Below are 23534 nucleotides of genomic sequence, written 5' to 3'. Positions count from 1 at the left end.
GACAGCAGCGGGTTACCCCGCTGCCCAAAGAGGAAATCTCATGAAAATTGCATTGATGATGGAAAACAGTCAGGCCGCTAAAAACGCGATCATCCTGAAAGAACTCAACGCCGTGGCATCGGAAAAAGAGTATCCGGTCTACAACGTGGGCATGTCTGACGAACAGGATCACCACCTGACATACATCCATCTGGGCATCATGGCCAGTATTCTGCTCAATTCCAAAGCGGTGGATTTTGTCGTTGCAGGCTGCGGCACCGGCCAGGGCGCACTGATGTCTCTGAACATTCATCCGGGCGTTAACTGCGGTTATTGTATTGATCCGGCGGATGCATTCCTGTTTGCGCAAATCAACAACGGCAATGCATTATCACTGCCATTCGCTAAAGGCTTCGGCTGGGGCGCAGAACTGAACGTGCGTTTCATCTTCGAAAAGGCCTTTACCGGCGTGAAAGGAGAAGGCTATCCGGCTGACCGCAAAGAACCTCAGGTGCGCAACGCCGGTATTCTGAATCAGGTGAAAGCCGCAGTGGTAAAAGAAAACTATCTGGATACCCTGCGTGCCATCGATCCGGAACTGGTGAAAACTGCCGTCACCGGCGAACGTTTCCAGAAATGTTTCTTTGAAAACTGCCAGAACAAAGAGATCGAAACCTTCGTGCGTGAAATCCTCGCGTAAGATTTCGTGTTTTGTGGTGTCAAAAAAACCGGTGCTCATGTAGCACCGGTTTTATTATGCGGGTAACAATTACAAGAAATCCTGTCGTTGCGGCGTAAAGGTATCGAGCAACACCCCTTTCTCCAGACACACGCAGCCGTGCATGATGTACGGTTTTTTATACAGCGTATCGCCTGCGCTCACTTCATGCGTTTCCTCACCGATAGTGAATTTAAACCGGCCGGACAACACGTAGGTCAGCTGTTCATGCACATGGTTATGCATCGGACCGACGGCGCCTTCTTCAAAGTATACTTCAACGGCCATCATGGTGCCGTCATGCGCCAGAACACGACGGCTCACACCGTCCCCCAGATCCTGTAAAGGAATATCTTTTTTAAAGGTAAACATCGGTTAATCCTTGCGTAATGAACTGAGCAGGGCATCCGGGATTTCCGCCAGATACAGCGCCGGTAAGCCTTCGTAATCGGTGGTGAAAAGTACGTGACGATCGTCAGGCGAGAAAGAAGGGTGCGGATGCGTCACCTGACGGTCACCATCAAGCACCTGCCATGAACTGTTATGCGCAGCCAGCGGGGCATGACGACGGGTTCTGGCGTCGAAAATATACAGCCACGGATCGTTTTCAATGGTATGGCTGGCGGTGTCTTTTACATCAACCGGCGTACCGGAACCATCACCGACCAGCAGCGTGCCATTCTCGTTACTCATCAGATGCGAACAGGCCGGCATAGTCATCAGACAGATATCTTCGCCAGTTTGCGGATCAAAGCGGCGGATATGGCGATCATGCTGACCTTTCAGATAAGACACATACATCAGTGCGGAGCCGTCCGGCACCCAGAATTCGTGTGTACAGCTTTCACCCGGTGCATGTTCTTTCACTTTGCGTACATCGCTGCCGTCTTCATTCACCAGCCACATCCGTGCATCAACCAGATCGTGAGGGCCTTCATGGCAGAAAGCGACGGTGCTGTCGTCAAACGGGCGATAAATCGGGTGTCCGAGCCATTCGTTTTTCTCGTGGATCACCCGGGATTTCCCGCTGAGTAAATCGACACGCAACAGACGGCAATGCGGATTGCTGTGATAGAACTCCTGGAAGATTTTCCAGTCTGACAGCGGCGTCCAGTCCTCACGACTGATTTCGATACCGACCAGACTGGTGCATTCACTATTGGCCACCCAGGTGCCGTAGCCAACCCATTCTTCCGGCACCTGATACACAGTATGTTCGCTAAAATCAGCCAGTGTTACCCGCTGCAGGCTGCGTTCGTTTTTGACGTAGTAAAGAAACTGATCATCCGGCGAGAGGAAACCGCCAAAGGTGTTATCGCCTTTGCCTTCCGTCAGCTGAACCGCTTTCTGTGTGCCAAGATCCAGCAAGTAATAGTTGCGGTTGCCGTCAAACTCACCGGCAAACAACAGTTTATTGCCATCGCGTGTAAAGCATTTCTGATAGAAATAGTTGCGATGACACAACACATCAGGCGGCGTTAAACGGGTCACGCGGACACCCGTCTGAGGATCCTGAACGGTGTGGAAACTAAATTGAATCTGAGAACCTTTTGCCATGATTCACCCCATAAGTCATGTGAAATGAGCCGCTGTTCCGGCATCCTTTTCATTAATTAAAATGCAGTTTCATTAATTTGAAAACACATTACCACTTAGTGAGGTGAAACGACGGCGGGTGAAAACAAAAGTGCAAAGCTGATCACAAAACGGTTGGCTTTTGCCACAGCGTGAAACCATCCTATAATGATATAGCTTGTTCAAATACTATTTATGCTCTGGATGATTAAAGAGTACGAACAAAATATCTCACGCTTACACGGTGGAGTATTTTAGAAAAGGGATGTAAAAGATGAGATTAAGAAAAAAACGTGTTAAACCTATGCAAATCAATGACATTACTATCATTGACGACACCAAACTGAAAAAAGCCATTACCGCCGCCGCGCTGGGTAATGCAATGGAATGGTTTGATTTCGGTGTGTATGGCTTTGTGGCCTTTGCATTAGGGCAGGTGTTTTTCCCGGGGGCAGATCCGGGTATTCAGATGATTGCCGCACTGGCAACCTTCTCCGTTCCGTTCCTCGTCAGGCCGCTCGGTGGCCTGTTCTTCGGTGCGCTTGGCGACAAATTTGGCCGCCAGAAAGTCCTTTCCGTCACCATCATTATCATGTCCGTAAGTACCTTCTGTATCGGGCTGATACCGGGTTATGCCTCCATCGGTATCTGGGCACCTATTTTGCTGTTACTGGCAAAATTAGCGCAGGGTTTCTCGGTCGGTGGCGAATACACCGGTGCAGCAATTTTCGTGGCGGAATATTCTCCTGACCGGAAACGTGGCTTCCTCGGCAGTTGGCTGGACTTCGGCTCCATCGCCGGTTTTATTCTCGGTGCAGGCGTCGTGGTACTGATTTCCAGCATTGTGGGCGAGGCGAACTTCCTCGAATGGGGCTGGCGTATTCCGTTCTTCATCGCCGCTCCGCTGGGCCTGATCGGTATTTACCTGCGTCACGCGCTGGAAGAAACCCCGACATTCCAGCAGCATGTGGATAAAATCGACAGCGATGCGCGCAAAGACATTGCAGAACCGCCAAGAGTCTCGTTCCGTGAAATCCTGACCAAGCAATGGCGTCCGCTGATTATCTGCGTGGGCATGGTGATTGCCACCAACGTCACCTACTACATGCTGCTGACGTATATGCCGAGCTACCTGTCGCACAGCCTGCATTACTCTGAAGATCACGGCGTGCTGATCATCATCGCCATCATGGTCGGTATGCTGTTCGTACAGCCTTTTATGGGGATGCTCAGTGACCGATTTGGCCGAAAGCCTTTCGTGATTATCGGCAGTATCGGCCTGTTTATTCTGGCGATCCCGTGCTTCATTCTGATTAACAGTGATGTCATAGGCCTGATTTTCTTAGGTCTGCTGATCCTCGCGGTACTGCTGAACTGCTTCATCGGTGTGATGGCCTCAACATTACCGGCTATGTTCCCGACGCATATCCGCTACAGCGCGCTGGCGATTGCTTTCAACGTGTCGGTACTGATTGCGGGCCTGACGCCAACGATCGCTGCGTGGCTGGTGGAAACAACCAATAACCTGTACATGCCGGCGTATTACCTGATGGTTGTCGCCATGATTGGCCTTGTGACCGGTATTTTCATGAAAGAAACGGCCAACCGTCCGCTGAAAGGCGCAACACCGGCGGCTTCAGACCGTGCAGAGGCGCGTGAAATTCTTCAGGAGCATCACGATAACATTGAGCAGAAAATTGAAGATATTGATGCGCAGATTATTGAACTTGAAGCCAAAAGAAAGAATCTGATTGCCCAGCACCCTGATATCAACTGATCCCGTTCTCAGGCATGCTCCAGGCCGGTCACTCTGCTGACCGGCTTTTTTTTGCCTTTTGCCGCATTTTTTACATTCCTGCTCCATACTTCATTTCCTTGATCATCTGAATGGAAAGTCTGTATGCAGAATCCTACGTTGTTTCAGTTCTTTCACTGGTATTACCCGGATGGTGGGAAGCTGTGGCCGGAAGTGGCCGAAAAAGCCGCCTGGCTGGCAGAAATTGGCATTACCGCTGCCTGGCTCCCGCCTGCCTGTAAAGGTGAATCGGGAGGATATTCGGTTGGCTATGATACTTATGATTTGTTTGATCTGGGCGAGTTTGAACAGAAAGGCTCCCGGGCCACCAAATATGGCGACAAAGAGGGGTTACTCGCCGCCATCGGCGCGCTGAAACAGCATAACCTGGGCGTTATACTTGACGTGGTGCTCAATCATAAAATGGGAGCGGATGAGAAAGAACGCGTGCAGGTTAACCGCGTTAACATGGATAACCGCGAAGAAATCAGTGATGACATTATTGAAGCTGAAGCGTGGACCCGTTTCATTTTTGCCGCCCGTAACGGCAAGTATTCGAAATTCATCTGGGATTTTCACTGCTTCAGCGGTGTTGACCACATCGAAAATCCGGACGAACAGGGCATTTTCAAAATCGTTAACGATTACACCGGCGGCGGCTGGAACGATCAGGTCGATGATGAGTTCGGTAATTATGATTATCTGATGGGGGCCAACGTCGATTTTCGTAATAACGCGGTCAGCGAGGAGCTCAAATACTGGGGCCGCTGGATCATGGAACAAACCCACTGTACGGGTTTCCGTCTTGACGCGGTGAAACATATTCCGGCCTGGTTCTATAAAGAATGGATTGACCATATACAGGCGGAAGCCGAACAACCGATGTATGTGGTCGCGGAATACTGGTCATTCGACGTCCAGACACTGCAAAATTATATCCATCAGGTGGAAGGCAAAACCATGCTGTTCGATGCGCCGTTACAGCTGAATTTCCACCACGCCTCAAAGCAGGGTGCGGATTTCGACCTGACGACCATTTTTGATAACACGCTGGTTGCCGCCGATGCTTCGCATGCCGTGACGCTGGTCGCCAATCATGACACCCAGCCGTTACAGTCTCTTGAAGCACCGGTTGAGCCATGGTTCAAACCGCTGGCCTACGCGTTAATCCTGTTGCGGGAACAGGGCGTGCCGATCGTGTTTTATCCGGATTTATTCGGCGCAAGTTATGAAGATCAAGGGGAGGACGGTAATACTTACACGATTAATCTGCCCGCAGTTACCCACCTGGAAACGCTGATCAAAGCCCGCCAGAACTATGCATGGGGCGCACAAACCGATTATTTCGATCACCCGAACTGCATTGCGTTTTCACGCAGCGGCACCGCAGAACATCCGGGCTGCGTGGTGGTGATGTCCAACGGCGAGGCAGGCGAGAAAACGATTGAACTGGGCGACAACTTCGCCGGTAAAAAATGGCGGGACATACTGGAGAACCGTGGCGATGTCATCGAAACCGACGAGAACGGCAGCGCACAATTTTATTGCGAAGCAGGCAGTGTCAGTGTCTGGATCATGACGGAGTAAAACAGGCGCGGGCGGGATTAACCGCCCGTACCTTAACGAAATCCGAAAGCAATCAGCAGGGAATACACCCCCAGTAATGCGATAAACGCTACAACGCTGACCATTCCGGCACTTTTTCTCATCAACTGCCACGGCAACATCGCCAAAACGATCATCGCGTTTAACGGCACGCCGTACCATTTCCAATGTTTTGGCGACATCATCCAGAGCACGCAAAAACTGCTGGCGCTGAGTACACCATAATGGGTCGCTGCCATAACCAGATTTCCTGCGTCAGGCTTAAACATCGTGAAAAAGCCCAGCATTATCTTCACCATAATGGCGGTCGAGAGCACCGACAACACACATTCAGTCACGCATAACATACGCGGGCGATAACGCAACTTTCGCTCCAGATAACTGTAACCGTGAATATATAACCCGATGATCGCGATAAGTAGGATGCGTGAGCGCCACGGCTCAGAATGCTCACGTGTCGTCAGCATGATCAGCAAAAGCCAGAAACCGTTCAGGAAAACAGCTCCCCAACTCAGCGCTACGCGGGTTTCAGACAGTGTTTTCAGCAGCACAGAATTTAAATACGGTAATAACGCAGGATGATACATCCTGATCTCTCTGAGTTTATTGCTCAGTGATGTCATAAAATCGGGCACAAGCTTTGCCCACCAGGGAACGGTGGCACCTTCCACAGTCAGTAACCGCAAACGCAACCGATTTAATGCACAATCCTGATATTCACGTACCATCACCGACCAGTAACGTTTCGCATCGGTCATCTCAACCTGACGTTGAAGGGCCGCCAGCCGGTAAGCAGAAATGCCTTCGGGCTGATAGTGGTCGATATCCCAGCCCATGATACCGGAGACGTTAATCAGCAGCGCAGAATATAACCCGTCACGATCACTTAATTGTTCTGCGAGTTCCTGACTGAATAATTCGTGCAACTCAATGTTTTGCAACACATTACTCTTGATAAAAGCGTCCAGATGCTCCAGACCGGCCGTTTCATTCTCCATCATTTCATCAGTAATTTTAGCGGCCTGCGAAATGACTTTTCGCCGTAAAGCAGTATCGCGATAGGTTTCCTGGCTGATTTCATTAACAGGTTCAAACGGAGCGGGTCGGGGTAAAAAGGGCGGTGCCGGAACCTCAGCGGGAGGCATCTCATCTGTGACAACGTCACTTAAAACCGTATTATTGCCCTGATGTTTTGCCGCATCAAAGGCTTCGCGCAGCCGCTGATATCCTTCAGGATCCTGGTCCGGACGGGTATTTTTCAGCTGTCGGGCATAAGCCCGTTTAATCACGCTGAGATCCTGGGTGGGCTCAATGCCTAAAACTGACCAAATTCCCTGGCTGCTCATTCCGCCGACCACCTCATAAATCCTGAATTGAAAAGAAACATCAGCCTTCACCCCATGGCGCGCCGGAATCATCCCGGTAACGCCCCCCGGCGGTGTTTTCTATCTGCTGATGCAGCGCATCAAGCTGATAAATCGAAATCCCGGCGGGCTGATAATGGTCAATTTCCCATTCCATCAGCACGGCAACCTTCGCCAGTACCGAGGCGGTCAGTCCTTCACGCTCCGCCAGATCCCACGCCAGCTGCTGGCTGAATATTTCGCGCAACTGAAGATTTTGCAGCAATTCTTCCGACAAACAGACTTTCAGCAGATCCAGGCCAGCCTGCTCATTTTCCAGCAACAGGCTGACGGTATCGGAGACCAGAAAGTGAACCTGCGTCTGGCGGATTACCGCGTCATCAGTAAGCGATGGGAGAGGAAATGAATAAGTGACAGCGTCACTGATATTCCAAAAATGATCGCCACGCCGGGCTGATTCAAACGCTTCCCGCAGGTGCTGATACGCTTCGGGATCCTGATCGGGTCGCGTACTTTTGAGTTGCCGCGCATAGGCCCGCTTGATGGCGGTGATGTCCTGCGTGGGTTCTATCCCGAGCACTGACCAGATCCCCATCAAGTTATTCCCACTCACTGCGCAAATGCATCAGCAGTGACTCAAATTCCCTGCGCGCTGTCGTGATCTGCCGGGCATCCTGCGTGTCGAGCACATGCTCAAAACGATACAACTGATCGGCGATAAACTGCCGCTGGTCGCCAAGACTTTGTTCATAATACGCGTTGGCTTCGGCTACCAGCTGGCGGTTGACCAGTTGCTCACGCGGATGCTGTTTGATGTTTTCCAGTTTTAGCAGGCTTGCGGTAATTTGCGCGGGTGTCAGGCTGCCCGGTGCTTTCTCGATCACCAGTTTTTCCACCAGTCCGGTGCTGGTGATTTTACACTCCACTTCCAGAATGCCGTCGAGCGTATAAGTGAAACGCACATCGGCAGCCATTTCGCCTGCCGGGCGCGGAGGCACATCGACAGTCAGCGATCCGAGCAGAATATTGTCGGCTACCCGTCGCGCTTCGCCCTGATAAATGGACAGATTCAGGTACTTTTGCTGATCGGAAATGGTGACGATTTTTTCCACCCGACTCACCGGAACAAAGCTGTTTCGCTCAATCAGCGGCAGAAAATGACCGTCTTCATAACCGTCACCTTTCGGCCGGGAAATCCCGATGCCAAGCGTAAACGGCATCACATCGGTCAGCACGATGTCATCAAGTGCCTGATCCTGCAAGACCAGTCCGGCCTGTATACCGGCACCGAGCGCCACGGCTTCGTCCGGTTGCAGCTCACTGCGCGGGAAGCGCCCGAACAGGCGAGCCACTGCCTGACGTACCAGCGGCATTCGCGTTGCGCCGCCCACCAGCACGACGTGATCCACTTCATCAGCGGAGAACCTGGCATCGCGCAGCGCCTGAATCACCGGTTTTTTCATCCGCTCCAGCGTGCTTTCACAGCATTGCGCCAGAATTTCAGTGGTCAGCGTCCAGTTCAGCGAACTGTCTTTCCAGGTGTATCTGAGCGTCGTACTGTCTTGCGTGGTCAGCTGGTGCTTAGCTTTTTCCGCCAGCGTAATTAACTGACCGAAAAGAGCGCTGTCGTCTTTATCCAGCTGCGGATACTGCGCCAGCATCCAGACGGCAAGGCTGCGGGTGAAATCATCACCACCGAGGAAAACATCCCCGCTGCTGGCACGCACTTCAATCACGCCTTCGAACATATCGATGATGGAAACGTCAAACGTGCCGCCACCCAGATCGAACACCAGAAATTTCTGTTCCTGCTGATTCACCAGCCCGTAGGCCAGTGACGCCGCTGTCGGTTCATTGAGCAGACGCTCGACCTGCAGTCCCGCCAGTTCACCGGCGGCCTTCACGGCCTTGCGCTGAATATCATTAAAATAAGCGGGGACGGTGATAATGGCGCGCGTCACCTCACGGCCACAATGTTGCTCAACATCGGCTTTCAGGCTGCGCAGCAGAAGGGCAGAAAGCTCTTCCGCACGAAAGTGTTGGTGACCAAGCCGGAACTGATGCTCCGTGCCCATAAAGCGTTTAAAACTGGAAAGGGTGAGATCAGGGTGAGTAAATAACCGCGCCTGTGCCGGTGCGCCGACCAGAATGTGGCCATTGTCATCGAGACCGATCACTGAGGGTGTCAGATTTTTTCCATAGACGTTAGGAACCAGAACGGACTGACCGTCTTGCCAGATGGCAACTGCGCAGTTTGAAGTGCCTAAATCTATTCCTATCAACATCCGTATCACCCCAGAAACTAAAAACGAAAACAACAGAAAGAATTATCATCGGCCGAATTTACAGAAAGTTGAGGAGATTTTGTAGATGAGGAGATTTAAATACTGACGAAAATTGAACTGAAAGCGCTGGGTGGCGTGTATTCGAAAGGCGCTGACTGGGGATCTTACGTGGTGCAGGACGGTCTGCTGATCACCGGGCAGAATCCGGGCTCTTCCGCAGAAGCGGCAGAACTGTTGGTTCAGCAACTGAGCAAATAATTGAATGAAGTGATACGGGCCGGAAGAGTTATCTTCCGGCCATTTTTATTGTGCAAACTCAGGCTCAGGCAATGGTGACTTTCTGGTCTAAGTACACATCCTGAACGGCATTAATCAAGCCCACGCCTTCTTTCATCGATTTCTTAAAGGCTTTACGTCCCAGAATCAGTCCCATCCCGCCAGCACGTTTATTGATAACCGCCGTGCGTACGGATTCCTGAATATCATTCTCGCCCGCGGCCCCACCGGAGTTAATCAATCCGGCACGCCCCATATAACAGTTCGCCAGCTGATAACGCACCAGATCAATCGGGTGATCAGTCGTGAGTGTTGAATAAACACGTTCATCGGTATAGCCGAATTTAACCGCTTTGTAGCCGCCGTTATTTTCCGCCATTTTCTGTTTCACGATATCTGCGCCGATGGTCGCTGCAAGATGGTTTGCCTGGCCGGTTAAATCAGCGCTCGAATGGTAATCCTTACCGTCTTTCACAAATGCCGGATTACGCAGATATGCCCACAACACCGTCACCATGCCCAGTTCATGTGCCCGCTCGAAAGCGGCTGAAATTTCTTCTATCTGGCGACGTGACTCTTCTGAGCCAAAATAAATGGTCGCACCCACAGCCTGCGCACCCAGATTAAACGCCTGTTCCACACTGGCATACAACGTCTGGTCATATTGCGTCGGATAACTCAGGGTTTCGTTATGATTGAGTTTGACCAGGAACGGAATTTTATGCGCATAGCGGCGCGAAACCGAGGCCAGCACGCCATAAGTTGACGCCACGCAGTTACAACCGGCCTCAATCGCCAGCTCAACAATATTTTTAGGATCGAAATACAGCGGATTGGCGGCAAACGAGGCGCCCGCAGAGTGTTCAACGCCCTGATCAACCGGCAGAATCGACAGATAACCGGTGCCGGCTAACCGTCCGGTATTATACAGATTTTGCATTGCGGCCAGTACGCGCGGCGAACGGTTGTTGTCGATCATCACGCGGTCAACAAAATCGGCACCCGGCAGGCAGAGCTGGTCTGAGGTAATAGTGGAACATTGATGCTGAAGAAGTGAATCGGCTTCTTTGCCTAACAACTTAGTGATATCAGTCATAATGGACTCCGTTTCTGCTCTGTGTGGGGCACAAAGCGGTGAATGATATTTTCTTACCCCACTAGGTATAGACGGATTACGATCGGTTTGTGTAACTCATGTTGCGGTTCTGTGTTTGTTTCGGCTCGCAATGTGGTGCAATCCGGGCAAAAAAAGGAGCCACTTTTTGTGACTCCGTTTGTTTAACTTAGTTTTCTGCTTTCAGCATTCTTAACAAGCTGGCCAGACTTTCACGCTGCTGCGCCGGGATCTCTCCGCCTGCGGCGTAACCGGCGTTGCGCATGATGCTTTCCTGCAAACCGACCAGCCAGTCGTAGATGTAAAAGGCCGTGGAATTGGTCGGCGTGGCCGAAAGTTTTGTCAGGCGCCGGGATGACTTCCAGCTGGCAACGCTTTGCTTCGGCTTGGCAAAAATTTTATTGCCCTTATTGATACGGCTTTCCGGGCGTTCGGCTTCCGCTTGTTTCTCAAAACCCAGCCAGGCAACAAAATCACCGAGCACCGTCAGTGCGCGGGAAACCTGACGATCCGCGTGATGCTCATGTTCACGCGCCCCCGCAGATAACGCGCCGCCGAGTGAACGAACCAGCGCATCGCCCATTTTCAGCCGGAAACTGATGGTGATCAGCTCTTCCATCAGTAACTCGACTGTCGGTTTAGCCACGCCAAGCAGGGCGATCAACGGTTCGTTTTCCGGCAGGCTGCGCAGATGGTTAATCCAGTAACGCTGAACCTGACGCGCAAACGCCGTGCCGTCGTCAGGTTTTTCCTGCCAGACCGGCACGTCCTGCTGCTCAGCGAATAAATCGATATCAATACCGATACCAAAACTTTCTGCGCCGCCTTCATCCTGCTCGCCTGTTTCGGCTGGCAGACCGGCATGCTCATGATAAATACGGTGCAGTTCGTCGCGGCCAGGCAGCAGTTTTTCCAGCAGCTCGCCGTGAACGCCCGTGCGGGTTTGCAGCGCTTTAATGACGGTCTGAACCGTGCGTTGTTTTTGCGCCGGATCAGCCGCGTCACCGGCCTGATACCAGCGTCCGAGCAGGTTATCCGCCAGTTCACGGCGCAGTTCGTCACGCAGTTCGTTCAGGCGGTTCAGGCGGATTTCCGGGCGAATTTCTGCCACCAGATAATCAGCCATACGTTGCAGACCACGATCATCCATGGCCAGCAGCGCCCCCCAGGCATCGCCAGGATTGCCCACATGACGCTGAACGGCCTCGTCGAAATGCGCTGAGCCGTTCACGCGCCGATCAAACGGCGTTAATACCCACACCAGCCCCGGTTTACGGCGGCCACGCACCTGCGTATTTTCGCCGTGCATTTCCTTCACCCAGTATTCCAGCGTGCGGCCTACGGCCACCACGTCATCACGCACGTCAGCCGCCGTACAAACCATCAGCATGTTCATTTCGTGACGATCGGTATAGCGCTCCGGCAGATAAGAAATTTTTGCGCGGAACAGGGCGGAATTCTCATCATCACCACTTTCATCAGGCAGCGCGCCATAGCCCGGCAGATCCAGCAGATCGATCTGTTCGAACAGCACTTCGCGCGGGGGCGAAAGCAGGGGAATTTGCACTTCGGAGGCAAGCATAGTCAGCTCAGTCAGTGACAACGTCACAGGAGGTGCACTTTCATCGCCGAACTGCGGGCAGACCGGGATCTGCATATCCCAGCCCGGCGACTGGCTGAAAATACCGTCTGCCGGTTGCATGGCCTCATCAACCAGAATGCTCAGCGGGGCCAGCAGGCTTTCTGCGCCGCTCAGATGTTGCAGCGTGTGCGCGTAATGGCGGTAAGCCGCCGTCAGCGCCGGTTCATTGCCCCATAACAGGGAAAACAGACGTGCGCGATCGTCGATATTCAGATAAGGCGCGAGCTTCACCGCCACCGGCCAGTAATGCGCATTCAGATGGCGGAAACGACGGGGGTCGAGGCGAATCATGGAATCCCATAATCCCATCATCTGTTCGCAGGTAAAGCCGTCTACCGGCTCCGGCTGGCGGTGCATCATCAGTTTACTGAGGTGCTCGGTGATATGCTGCGTGTCCGCCACGGGAGAATGGCTGTCCGGCTGGAAAGCGCGGATCACGATGCGGGCAAGATCGGCTTCATTGAGCAGCAGCACGCGTACCGGAAATGCGCGATCCCTGACGTCTGCCTGCCGGGTAAAACGGGTGGCGAAACGCGCCACGCGGTTACCAGGGTTAATCTGGGTCAGATAATCGAGCGTGACACCGCCGAGACGGGTTTCCAGCCGCCCGTAGTTTCCGGACGCCAGCGAGCAAATCAGATATGACTTTCCGGCCTGAGAATGCCCGTAAAAACCCAATGCTGGCGGCAGTTCACAGGCCAGCGCCAGACGCTGTGCTTTCTCGCGGCAACGTATTAACTGCAAATTCAGCCGGTCGGCTTCCAGATCCAGACGCGGAGCGTCGGCGCGTGTGGTCTCGACCCAATCCAGCGCCCCGCCGATAGTGTCAGAGACCGCCGTAAACTGACGCTGCAACACATTGGTGGTCAGACCGGCGTTTGTTTCTGTCGTGCTTGTTGTCATGAGACGAATACGCTCCCACTGTCGATCCAGTAATGGCTCTCGCCCAGTGTATTTAGCCGCAGGCGCAGGTGATGAGCAGGCACTTTGGTGCCGTTATCCAGCACCGCGCTGGCAATATCAAAAAATTCCGGCGTCGGGTGATCTTCCCCTTTTTTTACCGCCAGTTTCACCCGCAGCACACTGTCACCCGCCACTTTGCGCGCCAGTTCAGGCTCCGCAATGGACAGCGTATACAGCGGCGAGGCAGGCCAGCGGTCATTTTCCAGCTGGCGGAAACCCAGACAAATGGCACCGCGAATACGGAAACTGGCCGCGCTGTCGAGCTTGTAATCGTGAGCATCAAGATCGATATCACCGTAACAGACGTTATCTTCAGAGAGCACCTGATTGCCGTCGAGCATACCGAGATAGCGCACCGTCGAATACGGCTGGAAATCTCCGGCTTTGAAATAGAACCCCGGCAGACGCAAATCCAGCGCCAGCAGGCACAGCATCGCGCCGACGGCTGCGGTGGATTTCGGGTTGTCGATGCGCCCGAGTTTATTAAACGGATACCAGCCGCTGGTGTGATAACCATCAAGCGAGAGCATGCGGTTGATCGGCAACGGTTGCAGATGGCGGAACAGCGCCTGAATGCCGGGGAAACGCGAAGGGCGGCCGGTCAGCAGCAACACATCACAGTCATGCAACGACACCACCTCACACAGCGAACGCAGGTTCTGCGTAATGCTCATGCGGTTGGATAAAAACTCGCTGTGCAGCTTGCTGAGTTTCAGGACCAGCGGCACCTGAAGAATATCAAATACCGCCGAACCGGCAGGCAGAACGCGCTGGATTTCGGTATGCAGGTAATCCAGCACTTTCTGCGTCGGTGTCTGTTCCAGCAATTCACCGAATGGCGCATCGATTTCTGCATGGGTATCCAGCGGATCAAAACGTTCGTAAACCTCCAGCACGGAGCGCGCCAGCGGAATAAATATTTGCAGCGTACTTTGCTGACGCAAGGTGGCGTGGCCATCCATGCGGCCCTCGCTGCCAAACAGGCGCGTCATCAGACTGTCCGGATTGGCCAGACCGGCTTTCTTCAGCGCCGCCTGTAACGCAGGCAATACATAGAGCTGAATAACATCCAGCAGAATGTCGTCGCCCGCAACTTTAAAGCCCTCACGGAACAGCAGACGCGGCGTGATTTTGACATTATTGCCCATACCGTCGTCGAGCCAGTATTGCGTGATGGCCAGATCCGTCGTGCCGCCGCCGATATCAATCGAGGCGATACGCAGGGTTTTACCCACCGGCTCATCATCCGCCAGTTCGCGGTCAGGACGCGCCATGCTGGCAAAAAATTCGCCGGTATGGCCGCCGAAATTCACCTGCGTTTCGTTGTAGAGATAGACCATTTGCCCGCAGGTCGCTTCGTCCCATTCCATCTGCACGTCCGGCACCGGCACGCTGCTTTTGGCTTTGTCCGCCTGGTTTTTAAACGCGTCGTCCGACGGATGCCAGCCCATGGACTTCCACACCAGCCCGATGGCTTCCTGCATACGGCGGCGGAATATTTCACGCTCCGGTTTCGGCATTGCCGAAGGCAGGGTCAGAATAATATTGCGTAACTGACGCGGTGCGAAAGAGCGCAACATGCGGGTACGCTGGGCAGGGCTGTTGATTTGCATCAGCGCCTGCGCCAGCAGTTCAGACAGCATCAGCGTCATCACCGAACTGCGGCTGTAATGGGCGGAGAACACCGGCAAACGGTCTTCCGCAGGCAAATCAGACAGTGGCTGACCGTCGTCATTGATCAGGAATGTCAGCGGCATGGCTGCAGCAACCGGCTCGGTCACCGCACCGTGACCACCCTGGCTGAAACGCCAGCCCGGCGTATAACTGTCTTCATCCCACAAATAACGGCGCGGGCTGGAAATCCCGGTCGATCCTTCCGTGCCTTCGCGCAGCAGCGCCAGACGGCTGGCTTCCCGACCGGCACGTAAAATGGATGGCCAGATAAAGGCATCGTCGCGGCCACTTTCGACGGAGAAGTTCGGTTTACCAAAGCGTGCCTGGGCGAATTCCACCCGGCTTTCAAACAGTTCGTTATAAAGAAAATGCGGCTGAGAAAGGTCGCGCAGTTGCAGTTCGCTGGTTTGCTTCAGGCCATCAGTTTCACCCACATGGTCTTCCACCAGAATGCCGCAGGTGTGCGAGTTACCCACATCCAGAATCAGATCCACGTTGATCGCCGGTTCCTGCAGCGTCGCGCCGTTGATCTTCAGCTCAGGAATGCCGAGCTGGCTGCCGAGCATTTCCAGCAGATTCAGGTAATGCGCCTGATATTCAAACTCACGCAGGGCGACTTTAATATTGCGCGCTTCCCGCTCCTCGCGGATTGCGGACTGCTCGGTGAACACTTCACGTAACCAGCCGTCCACCCAGGTCTGATCGAGGAAATCGGGCAGTTCTTCGTTATGCCACGCCAGCGCAAAACTGATGCCGTTTTTCACATCATCCTGCGTCGGTGCCAGTTGGGTTTGTTCGCCATCGCCTTCCACCACGCGGGTATCAAAGGCAATCACCACACGGTGTGTACTGCCATCGGCTTCAGGCGTGTCAAGTTGACGGATTTGCACCCGCGCCCAGTTGTCCGGACCCGCCATAAAGGTGCGCGGCGGATTAAAGCGCAAAAACGGTAACGGCAGCCAGATCTGATCGAGCAGTTTCAGCGACTGTTCCAGCGGGAAGCTAAATTCAGGTCGCACCACTTCCGGCGCACCGCCCTCCAGCCCCGGTAAAAAGTGACGACCATTTTGCGGATTATAGTCGAGGCGCAATAGCGGACCGTTGGCGCTCTTGCGCACAAATTTGGCAGGTAATCCGTCATCCCACACCGGCTTCAGCGCGAAGTCGAGGAACTGGATGCCGCTGTCCCGGATCAGGGTAATCTTTTGCTTAAAATCTGTAAGGGTTGCCAGCATGCTGTTATTTACCTTCGCGCTTAATGGTCATTGGGTAAACCGTGTCGCCGGTATAACGGCCCTGACACACGGCAGCGCCAGTCGCGCCCTGAGTACAACTGATTTCCGGCATCTGATAACGGGAGCCGTCGCTGCATTTCGCCCGGTAACGGCTGTTGATGACCAGATTCCCCGATTGCATCAGCCCGGCATTCGCCGCCGCGCGGCAGGTCACGCCCGCGCCATAGGTGATTTTCACCGTGCCCTGACCTTGTTTGAACTGATAACGCAGCACCGGCGGCTTACCGGTAACCGGATCTTTGATATCCAACACCACTTGCCAGTTACCGTTGAGGAATTTCGTCGAGCCGATTTTTACCGCGTCAGGCGGCATCACTAAGGCATTTTTGCTGACCGGCGCAGCAGCAGGCTCAGTGACTATCGGCGTTTTTTCCACTTCTGCGACGGGTTGCGCAGAAGGCACCACCACAGCGGCCGGGGCAACCGGTAACGGTGCCGGTTCAGGCGCTTTCACTTCAGGGGCTTTCACTTGTTCAGCCACTGCCGGCGGAGCGATCACCACCGGTTCTGCTGCCGGAGCAGGTTTAGGCGCTTCGGTCTTCGCGGTTTCAACTTTTGGCGCAGGTACGCGGGAATATAACCAGCCAGCCGCAGAACCGGCGACGACCAGTGCAGCGACCGGCAACGCCCAGATCAGCGGAGATTTTTTCCGGCGCGGAGCCACAACCGGTTCCGGCACGGCAATTTCCTGTTCAGCCGCACGGGCTTCAATGGTTTTAATCACACGAACCGGTTCAGGTTGTTCAACGACCGGTTCCGGCGCTTTAATTTTTTCTGCTGCCAGTGAAAGCGCTGGCAGGGGTTCACCGGCGGTCAGCGTATTGCGCAGCGCCGCAAAAGGATCAGGTTGACTGACGCTGTCGAGACTCAGGAAGCCCCAGAAGGTCAGTACAGGCTGCCCTCCGACCAGATACACGTGGTTTTGATCCGGAAAACGGAAGGCTTTTTCCAGTAAAGAACCAAAAAACTGCGTGGCGGGTTTTTCAGAAGATTTTGCCGCTTTGCTGATCTGCGACACGGTGTCGAGACAGTTCTCGAGCTGGCGCAAAGCCGATGCGCGCGCGGTATCTGTGGCAGCGGCCCAGGAAACGACTTTGCCTTCACGGGGTGAATACCAGTCGAGGCGGTCACCGGCCTCATTAAGTTGCGGGATCGCCAGACAGTCGGCAATTGCAGGTTGTTTACGCAGACGTAAAGTTTCGCGTAATTGCAGGGCTGATGCGTAAACCGGTTGCCCGTTTTCGCCCAGCGCAAGGATGTCATTGAGACTGCCACTGCGTAAAAATGATTTTGCCACGCCTGAATAGCCTTTATGTGTTTTGCTCCGCGCCAGCGCGCAGGCAGAAAAGGTTCATGATGCTGCCACTTTAGGCGATTTAAGCGAAATCAAACGGGTGAATAAGCGATAAAAAAGGTGGCTGTTTGTGGCGTGGCGGAATCTGTCATGATGACCGGGAGGTCATCAACGATGCAACATATATCAATAGCCTCATCCTCTCTTTTGAACAGTGGGTTCTGGAAAAACAATACCAGTGCTGGAGCACGAGGCATTTATATTAACAATAATAATTTTGCGATATATATAATAACATTATTCATCAATGCCATATAAAACCCCACAACCAGTTAGCCACAGTGTAAAATATAAAGCCGCTGACTAACGATTCACTATTAACATTTCATCTAAATAAACACTTCATCATTAAGATAAGTTACTTGCGAATTAAGAAATCACCATTGGATTTATAAGCATCATACACATACCATCATTAGCAAGCTATGTACAACGCCATTTTATCAATAGGGTTCAAAGGTCTTTTTATGTATTTATTACGTATAAATAAATGGTTTTTTATGTTGGCTTTTTTCAGCTTTATGACAAGCGCCAATATGACCATTTATCCGATGGCAGTCGGACTTGATACTCAAGGTGAAGGCAGCGTACGTTTATTATCCAAGACTAATGATGTTCAGTTTGTTAAGACAAAAACGCTAAAAATAACCAACCCAGGCACACCTGAAGAAAAAGAAGTTGATGTTAATTCTTATTCTGGCAACGAACTGGTTGTCATGCCGCCTAAATTTGCCATCCCTGGTGGGAGCAGCAAACTTGTTCGTTTTGTTGCGATGAATGTTCCAGAAAAAGAGGAAATATATCGGGTCATGTTTCAGGCGGTCCCTTCTCTTGATGACGATCATGTATCTGAAAACGGTAAGGCTATAGATACCGAAGTCAGTGTAAATTTAGTTTGGGGGATATTGGTTTCAATCCCGCCATTACACCCCCGCATTGATGTGGCTTTAAGCCCTGATCATCATTTTTTGCATAATAATGGTACTCAGAGAATAAAAATAATAAATATTGGTTTGTGTAAGCACGGGGGGAAAGACAAGGAATGCGTCTGGAAAGAAGATAATCACAATCTGTTTCCGGACAAGGAATACAATTTGCCTGATACAGCAGGTTATGAAAAATTAGTGATCAAATATAAAGATTGGATCAGGAAAACAAATAATGAAAGATTGGAGTTCAGTCTGAAGTGAACCCCTGAAGTAATCATTGAAGCACAGAAATGTGATCATGATATATATGGTAATTAAGTCTAACCCAAGGAAAGAAAAACGTGAAAAAATCAATGGTAAAACCACTGGTAATTGCAGCTTTGTTAGTTTCATTTACTGGCACGACTTCTGCTGTTCAGAAAGACATTACTGTAACCGCGAATGTTGATGCTTCTATTGATATGACATTATCTGATGGCAGTGCATTACCAAAGTCTGTTGAAATGCAATATATTCCAGGGAATGGTCTCTCTCCTGTTTCAATGATGACTAAAATCTGGTCCAACGCAACCACTTCTGATGCTGGTGATGTTCATTTGCAATTGATTACAGACCCTCAGCTAATTAATAATACCGGTCCAGAAGCAAATCCAATTCCACTGAATGTCAGTTGGGGCGGGGACGCACTCAGCGTTGCTACCCCTATCGATTTAACAACTGCAGTTCTGTTCCCTAATGGTGCCGACGCAGCAAATACCGGTTCTGTAGCAAAAGAATTGCAAATCTCTCAGGCGACTAAAGGTACTGTTGAAACAGGTATGTATAAGGGTGTTGTAAGTATTTATCTCTTCCAGGATGCAACTACTATTTAATTCATAAACCTTAAGGCCTCAATCAGATGAGTCTGTTGAGGCCTTCATTTCATACTTGCTGAATAAACCATTAAGTTAAAATACAATACTGTTTTGCTTTCTAATAACTTTAATCTCAAATGGGCTCATAGTTGGATGAGCATTTTTATATTTATTTACTATAAAAAATGCAGTGATCTCACCTCATGAAAAAAAACTTAATAATTTTATTCGCATTTTTCACATTTCCTGTGGATGCATCCACTCTGAAGATCCCTGCAGGATTCGAAATTCTATCTCAGGGAATGCAGGAACGCGTCGATGTGATCGTTGCAGGAAAACACATCGGTTCTTATGATGCAATTGTGAGTCTGGATGGTATCAAATTTATTAACCCAGAAAGCGTACTTACTGCTTTACAACTTTCCGTAAAACCGGACGACAAAGATTATAAAGTTATACGTCAGTTGCTGAATAATACCTTTCCACGCAATGATATTCTCGCCTGTACAAATGCGCAGCAAAGCAAAGGCTGTGGATTTATAGCAAGCAAAAGCATTGATGTAATATATGACAGCAGTGAAGGGAGCGTGACCTTATTTATACGAAAAGAGTGGCTTGCGGATGCAGAAAGAAATGATTTGTATATAAAACCCACTACCAATAATGTCGTCAATGCCTTCATACATCAACAAGATATGAATGTAATTGTGCAGGATGATTACAGCAACTTTTTTATTCAGGGTGCGGGCGCACTGGGTATCAGCGATAACAGTTACATTGGGGGTGACTGGTCATTTTCTGCAGCTCAGAATGAAGATGAGAGCAATAACGAGGCTGATTTAAATGACCTTTATTATCGGTACGACATCAGCCAACGTTATTACTCTCAGCTTGGTCGTATGGATAACCGGATGTTATTTAATAGCCAGGGCGGAAGTTTTAATTTTTCCTTCTTACCCTTGGGTGCCATTGATGGTGTCAGGATCGGCACGACGCTCAGCTACCTGAACCGCGAAGTTGCCAGTCAGGGGACGCCATTGAATGTTTTATTAACCCGAAACTCACGGGTAGATGCGTACCGCAACGATCAGTTGCTAGGTACATTTTATCTTTCTCCCGGTAACCAGAGCATTGATACCTCATTATTTCCCTCTGGCAGTTATAGCGTGCAACTTCGCATATATGAGAGTAATCAGCTGGTCCGCACTGAAAATTCTCCTTTCAGTAAAACAGGTTCGCTGGATGATGGCAGCATCCACTGGTTTGCACAGGGAGGTAAAATTACGGATTCAGACACAAACGAAAATACGGCATTTCAGGCGGGCCTGCGGGTCCCCTTCACGCCTGCGCTATCTTTTACTGTTGGTAGTGCGGCCGTCCAGAGCAATACTTATGCAGAGACAGGTTTTGATTATTCCCCAGATTTAGGTCTGGCTGGCACGCCAAATTTTAACGGCAGGGTATTTCGTAGTTCTGATGGCAACAAAGGTGACAGCGAACAGCTTAGCTGGTCAGTTGGTGACTGGCCATCACTCAGCGTCTATCGCTATTCTTCTTCAGGTGATGATTGTTCAGACTCAGGCCAAAATGACAATAATGATTATACGAGTCAGAGCTGTTATGAAAGCATTAACACAACGCTCACCAGCAATGTTCTGTCCTGGAACCTGATGTTCGGGTATATCCAGACGCAAAACCATGCCAGCGACGACATGTCCTGGCAACGGGATAAATCTTTTGAGGATAATATCCTTGAGCAAACCACCGAAGAATCTACGTCCAGAACCCTTCAGTTCAGTGCATCCCGGGCGTTTACTCAGGCCGACTGGGTTTACAACGGTACCTTTGGATTATTTCGTCGTGATGATGATGGCTACGATGGCATTGATAACGGTGTTTATCTTTCTCTCACACTAAGTCAGGCACCACGGCAAGACAACTTAGGGAAAAGTCAGTCAACACGCTTAAGTACAGATTATCGCGACAGTCAGGATCAGTCCTCGCAATTGTCATACAACGTCTCACATTCGTGGTACCGCGACCAAAATCAGCATAAAGAACTGACTCTGGAAGCTGGAGGGATTAATACTGACACTCTTGATACTGGCTTAAGTGGCCGAATGGAAGGGCAGTACGGCAATGTAAGTGCTGTTCTATCAGACAGTTATGATAATGAATATAACAAACACACCTCCGCCTTTAGTGGTTCATGGAGCTCAAGCTTTGCTGCGAGTACTAAGGGAGTCCACTGGGGAAGCGCCGGAATCAGTGAACCTGCGTCAGCAGTGCTGGTTAATATTGATGACCTGAGTGATGAAGACGACGGAATCGCCATTGATGCACAAGTATCAGGTAACCGTACGGCTCATATATCCCGAGGCGGATCCGCATTATTTCCGACAACAGGATTTGAACCGACGACAGTTGCTGTTAGCGATAGCAGCGCCCCCCTGAATACGGACAGCTCAACCAATATTCTCAACGGGGCAGGTGAGCGGAATATTATGTTATTACCTGGAAAAATGCGCTTACGTAGCGTTGTTGTTGAACACCGCTACGGTTATATAGGTCAGCTTATTTTACCTCAGTCAGCCAGCAATAATATTATTATCGGGCTGAACAGCAAAATGTTAATGCTCAGCGATGATGGTGGCTTTACTGCAGAAATGGCGACCAAAGCCCCGGCACTGTATCTCTTATCCGGTGACGTTATTTACCAGTGCCCTTTGCAAATAAAGAAGCAAAGGGGGACCGTGCGCTATGTCGGAGAGTCTTCGTGTCAGTTGATCAAACGTGACAGCTTACCTGCAGAAGTGAATGAACAATTACTGGTGAAGCTAAAATCCCGGCGCGATATTGAAACGGCATCAAATAAAGAAGGTGATGAATAATGAACCGTGTAATTACAGCCTTATTTTTGTGGTCAGTGGCTTTTATATTACATGCAGCCATCAGGCCTCCCGCGCCGAGTACAGTGAGTATAGAACGTACTTTTGATCGAATGTCACCGCCTTCCGGAAATATTTCCATATGGTCAAATGAATCTGGTGGATATGATTCTGACGATCCGGGTAAGTGGGGAAAAAATGGCTGGATATGCGGGAGCAGTTCCGATCCAAAATATGGAGAATGTCAGGATTCACAACTCTGGGGTCACTCGGGAGAAACGACCATTCCTCTACTGTTCATTGAAAAACGCAGTGGAATGCGCATTACTCTCAATCTATCGGGCTATCGTGTAGTTAAGTATCACATCGATGGGGGTTCTTGTTACGATGAAGGGAAGTTGGAAATTTACTCAGGGGTGGACTCAACCTGCCAGGGATATGGCGGCGCAAAATCGTCAGAAGCAACATTAACGGTGTATATCCCTGCAGCAGAACTGTCAAAACTGCCTGTGGGTGGTTTGTGGCAGGCTGATTTACATCTCAAATTAATGCAATGGCAAAACCAGTTTCTGGCAGATTTTAATGCGCATATTAATTTAAATGTGACTGACCCCAGCCATATTGATATTTATTTCCCCGCATTCAGCAGTGCGACGCCGTTAGTCGAACTCGATTTACGACCGCATGGTGCCCCCGATGAAAGCCCTTTTGCCCAGGATAGCACAACGTTAGATATGTGCCTGTACGATGGTTACAACGCCAACAGTACACGTTATGAGGTACGGCTAAAAGACGAAGGCGATCTTCCCCCCGGACGTGCTGCGTCAGATTTTTCAATTTTCAGAGACGGGGGAGAAAGAGGCCCGGAAAGGGACCGTATCGATTACCATGTCTTGCTACGAGACCCGGAAACCAGAGGTATGCGTAAGGTAAATAATAATGAAACTATCGTCTGGACGCAGATAAATCAAAATCTGATCAGACCCGTCAGATTGCCGTCCATCACTTATCCGGTTTTGTGTGTCCCAACGCCACTGGTTTTCAGTGTCGATAAGTTTTATATAAAAGATAAAAACGCGGGTCATTATCGTGGGGTGCTTACTGTTATTTTCACGCCAACAACACCTACCGTGGATTGATAGAGAGAGAAGGATTAAACCGGGAAGGTTATTTGTGCGCATAGCGCGAAAAAGGAAAGAGTGTACGGTTAAGTTGCGGGGGCAA

Annotated in this window: 16 protein-coding genes and 1 pseudogene; 8 read left to right on the top strand and 9 right to left on the bottom strand. The window is 50.9% G+C overall.

What is annotated here, in order from left to right; genetic code table 11:
• Positions 1 to 40 precede the first annotated feature (40 nt).
• Entirely contained in the window at positions 41 to 679 is a 639-nt protein-coding gene (locus RAHAQ2_RS23935) for an RpiB/LacA/LacB family sugar-phosphate isomerase (RefSeq protein WP_013577754.1), read from the top strand.
• A 69-nt stretch (positions 680 to 748) separates the two neighbouring features.
• On the opposite strand, the gene RAHAQ2_RS23930 is transcribed toward RAHAQ2_RS23935, so the two are convergent.
• The gene (locus tag RAHAQ2_RS23930; protein WP_014341967.1) at positions 749 to 1069 is read right to left on the bottom strand and encodes a cupin domain-containing protein; all 321 of its coding nucleotides are present in this window, start codon (positions 1067 to 1069) and stop codon (positions 749 to 751) included.
• A gap of 3 nt (positions 1070 to 1072) precedes the next feature.
• Positions 1073 to 2254: an oligogalacturonate lyase family protein gene (locus RAHAQ2_RS23925; protein WP_014341966.1), complete on the bottom strand. Its 1182-nt coding sequence runs from the start codon at positions 2252 to 2254 to the stop codon at positions 1073 to 1075.
• Positions 2255 to 2546: 292 nt separating this feature from the next.
• Here RAHAQ2_RS23925 and proP point away from each other — a divergent pair, with 292 nt between their 5' ends.
• Both proP and amyA read left to right on the top strand, forming a co-directional pair.
• Entirely contained in the window at positions 2547 to 4049 is a 1503-nt protein-coding gene (gene proP, locus RAHAQ2_RS23920; protein WP_014341965.1) for a glycine betaine/L-proline transporter ProP, read from the top strand.
• Positions 4050 to 4172: 123 nt separating this feature from the next.
• Positions 4173 to 5654 (top strand): alpha-amylase, encoded by a 1482-nt coding sequence (gene amyA / locus RAHAQ2_RS23915; protein ID WP_014341964.1) that lies wholly within the window; start codon positions 4173 to 4175, stop codon positions 5652 to 5654.
• A 32-nt stretch (positions 5655 to 5686) separates the two neighbouring features.
• Here amyA and RAHAQ2_RS23910 read toward each other — a convergent pair whose 3' ends face one another.
• Genes RAHAQ2_RS23910 through RAHAQ2_RS23900 form a run of 3 tightly spaced genes read right to left on the bottom strand, consistent with a single transcriptional unit; the run spans position 5687 to position 9321 of the window.
• Positions 5687 to 7018: a J domain-containing protein gene (locus RAHAQ2_RS23910; RefSeq protein WP_014341963.1), complete on the bottom strand. Its 1332-nt coding sequence runs from the start codon at positions 7016 to 7018 to the stop codon at positions 5687 to 5689.
• Positions 7019 to 7058: 40 nt separating this feature from the next.
• On the bottom strand, positions 7059 to 7631 hold the full coding sequence (locus RAHAQ2_RS23905) for a molecular chaperone DnaJ (RefSeq protein WP_014341962.1): 573 nt from the start codon (positions 7629 to 7631) through the stop codon (positions 7059 to 7061).
• 4 nt (positions 7632 to 7635) lie between these two features.
• Positions 7636 to 9321, bottom strand: a complete 1686-nt coding sequence (locus tag RAHAQ2_RS23900; protein WP_014341961.1) for a molecular chaperone HscC — start codon at positions 9319 to 9321, stop codon at positions 7636 to 7638.
• A gap of 102 nt (positions 9322 to 9423) precedes the next feature.
• Between RAHAQ2_RS23900 and RAHAQ2_RS25370 the strand changes: the two are divergent.
• Positions 9424 to 9579: pseudogene (locus tag RAHAQ2_RS25370) on the top strand (type 1 glutamine amidotransferase domain-containing protein); the annotation flags it as partial.
• A gap of 64 nt (positions 9580 to 9643) precedes the next feature.
• Here the strand turns inward: RAHAQ2_RS25370 and fbaB are convergent.
• The 4 genes from fbaB to RAHAQ2_RS23880 form a co-directional block, all read right to left on the bottom strand.
• Complete coding sequence (gene fbaB / locus RAHAQ2_RS23895) at positions 9644 to 10693, bottom strand: class I fructose-bisphosphate aldolase (RefSeq protein WP_014341960.1); 1050 nt, start codon at positions 10691 to 10693, stop codon at positions 9644 to 9646.
• 187 nt (positions 10694 to 10880) lie between these two features.
• Positions 10881 to 13256: a virulence factor SrfC family protein gene (locus RAHAQ2_RS23890; protein WP_014341959.1), complete on the bottom strand. Its 2376-nt coding sequence runs from the start codon at positions 13254 to 13256 to the stop codon at positions 10881 to 10883.
• Entirely contained in the window at positions 13253 to 16225 is a 2973-nt protein-coding gene (locus RAHAQ2_RS23885) for a virulence factor SrfB (protein WP_014341958.1), read from the bottom strand. The genes RAHAQ2_RS23890 and RAHAQ2_RS23885 overlap by 4 nt, the downstream gene beginning before the upstream one ends.
• Positions 16226 to 16229: 4 nt before the next feature.
• Positions 16230 to 17582: an SrfA family protein gene (locus tag RAHAQ2_RS23880; protein ID WP_014341957.1), complete on the bottom strand. Its 1353-nt coding sequence runs from the start codon at positions 17580 to 17582 to the stop codon at positions 16230 to 16232.
• A gap of 524 nt (positions 17583 to 18106) precedes the next feature.
• On the opposite strand from RAHAQ2_RS23880, the gene RAHAQ2_RS23875 reads away from it, so the two are divergent.
• From RAHAQ2_RS23875 to RAHAQ2_RS23860, 4 genes are all read left to right on the top strand, one after another.
• Positions 18107 to 18829 carry a fimbria/pilus periplasmic chaperone gene (locus RAHAQ2_RS23875; RefSeq protein ID WP_014341956.1) on the top strand — a complete coding sequence of 241 codons (723 nt, stop codon included), beginning with the start codon at positions 18107 to 18109 and terminating at the stop codon, positions 18827 to 18829.
• 80 nt (positions 18830 to 18909) lie between these two features.
• Positions 18910 to 19440, top strand: a complete 531-nt coding sequence (locus tag RAHAQ2_RS23870) for a fimbrial protein (protein ID WP_014341955.1) — start codon at positions 18910 to 18912, stop codon at positions 19438 to 19440.
• Between the two features lie 185 nt (positions 19441 to 19625).
• Entirely contained in the window at positions 19626 to 22313 is a 2688-nt protein-coding gene (locus RAHAQ2_RS23865; RefSeq protein ID WP_014341954.1) for a TcfC E-set like domain-containing protein, read from the top strand.
• Positions 22313 to 23449, top strand: coding sequence for a CfaE/CblD family pilus tip adhesin (locus tag RAHAQ2_RS23860; protein ID WP_014341953.1), 1137 nt, complete (start codon positions 22313 to 22315; stop codon positions 23447 to 23449). Before RAHAQ2_RS23865 ends, RAHAQ2_RS23860 begins: the two co-directional genes overlap by 1 nt.
• The last annotated feature ends 85 nt before the right edge of the window (positions 23450 to 23534 follow it).

The organism is Rahnella aquatilis CIP 78.65 = ATCC 33071 (genome assembly GCF_000241955.1).
In the GTDB taxonomy this organism is placed as follows: Bacteria; Pseudomonadota; Gammaproteobacteria; order Enterobacterales; family Enterobacteriaceae; genus Rahnella; species Rahnella aquatilis.
Note: the sequence above shows the minus strand (reverse complement) of the source record. Positions and strands in the feature narration are given on the sequence as shown.

Excerpts from the sequence above, each read along its gene's own strand:
- RAHAQ2_RS23935 (WP_013577754.1), top strand. The coding sequence starts at position 41 with ATGAAAATTGCATTGATGATGGAAAACAGTCAGGCCGCTAAAAACGCG.
- RAHAQ2_RS23930 (WP_014341967.1), bottom strand. The coding sequence starts at position 1,069 with ATGTTTACCTTTAAAAAAGATATTCCTTTACAGGATCTGGGGGACGGT.
- RAHAQ2_RS23925 (WP_014341966.1), bottom strand. The coding sequence starts at position 2,254 with ATGGCAAAAGGTTCTCAGATTCAATTTAGTTTCCACACCGTTCAGGAT.
- proP (WP_014341965.1), top strand. The coding sequence starts at position 2,547 with ATGAGATTAAGAAAAAAACGTGTTAAACCTATGCAAATCAATGACATT.
- amyA (WP_014341964.1), top strand. The coding sequence starts at position 4,173 with ATGCAGAATCCTACGTTGTTTCAGTTCTTTCACTGGTATTACCCGGAT.
- RAHAQ2_RS23910 (WP_014341963.1), bottom strand. The coding sequence starts at position 7,018 with ATGAGCAGCCAGGGAATTTGGTCAGTTTTAGGCATTGAGCCCACCCAG.
- RAHAQ2_RS23905 (WP_014341962.1), bottom strand. The coding sequence starts at position 7,631 with ATGGGGATCTGGTCAGTGCTCGGGATAGAACCCACGCAGGACATCACC.
- RAHAQ2_RS23900 (WP_014341961.1), bottom strand. The coding sequence starts at position 9,321 with ATGTTGATAGGAATAGATTTAGGCACTTCAAACTGCGCAGTTGCCATC.
- fbaB (WP_014341960.1), bottom strand. The coding sequence starts at position 10,693 with ATGACTGATATCACTAAGTTGTTAGGCAAAGAAGCCGATTCACTTCTT.
- RAHAQ2_RS23890 (WP_014341959.1), bottom strand. The coding sequence starts at position 13,256 with ATGACAACAAGCACGACAGAAACAAACGCCGGTCTGACCACCAATGTG.
- RAHAQ2_RS23885 (WP_014341958.1), bottom strand. The coding sequence starts at position 16,225 with ATGCTGGCAACCCTTACAGATTTTAAGCAAAAGATTACCCTGATCCGG.
- RAHAQ2_RS23875 (WP_014341956.1), top strand. The coding sequence starts at position 18,107 with ATGTATTTATTACGTATAAATAAATGGTTTTTTATGTTGGCTTTTTTC.
- RAHAQ2_RS23865 (WP_014341954.1), top strand. The coding sequence starts at position 19,626 with ATGAAAAAAAACTTAATAATTTTATTCGCATTTTTCACATTTCCTGTG.
- RAHAQ2_RS23860 (WP_014341953.1), top strand. The coding sequence starts at position 22,313 with ATGAACCGTGTAATTACAGCCTTATTTTTGTGGTCAGTGGCTTTTATA.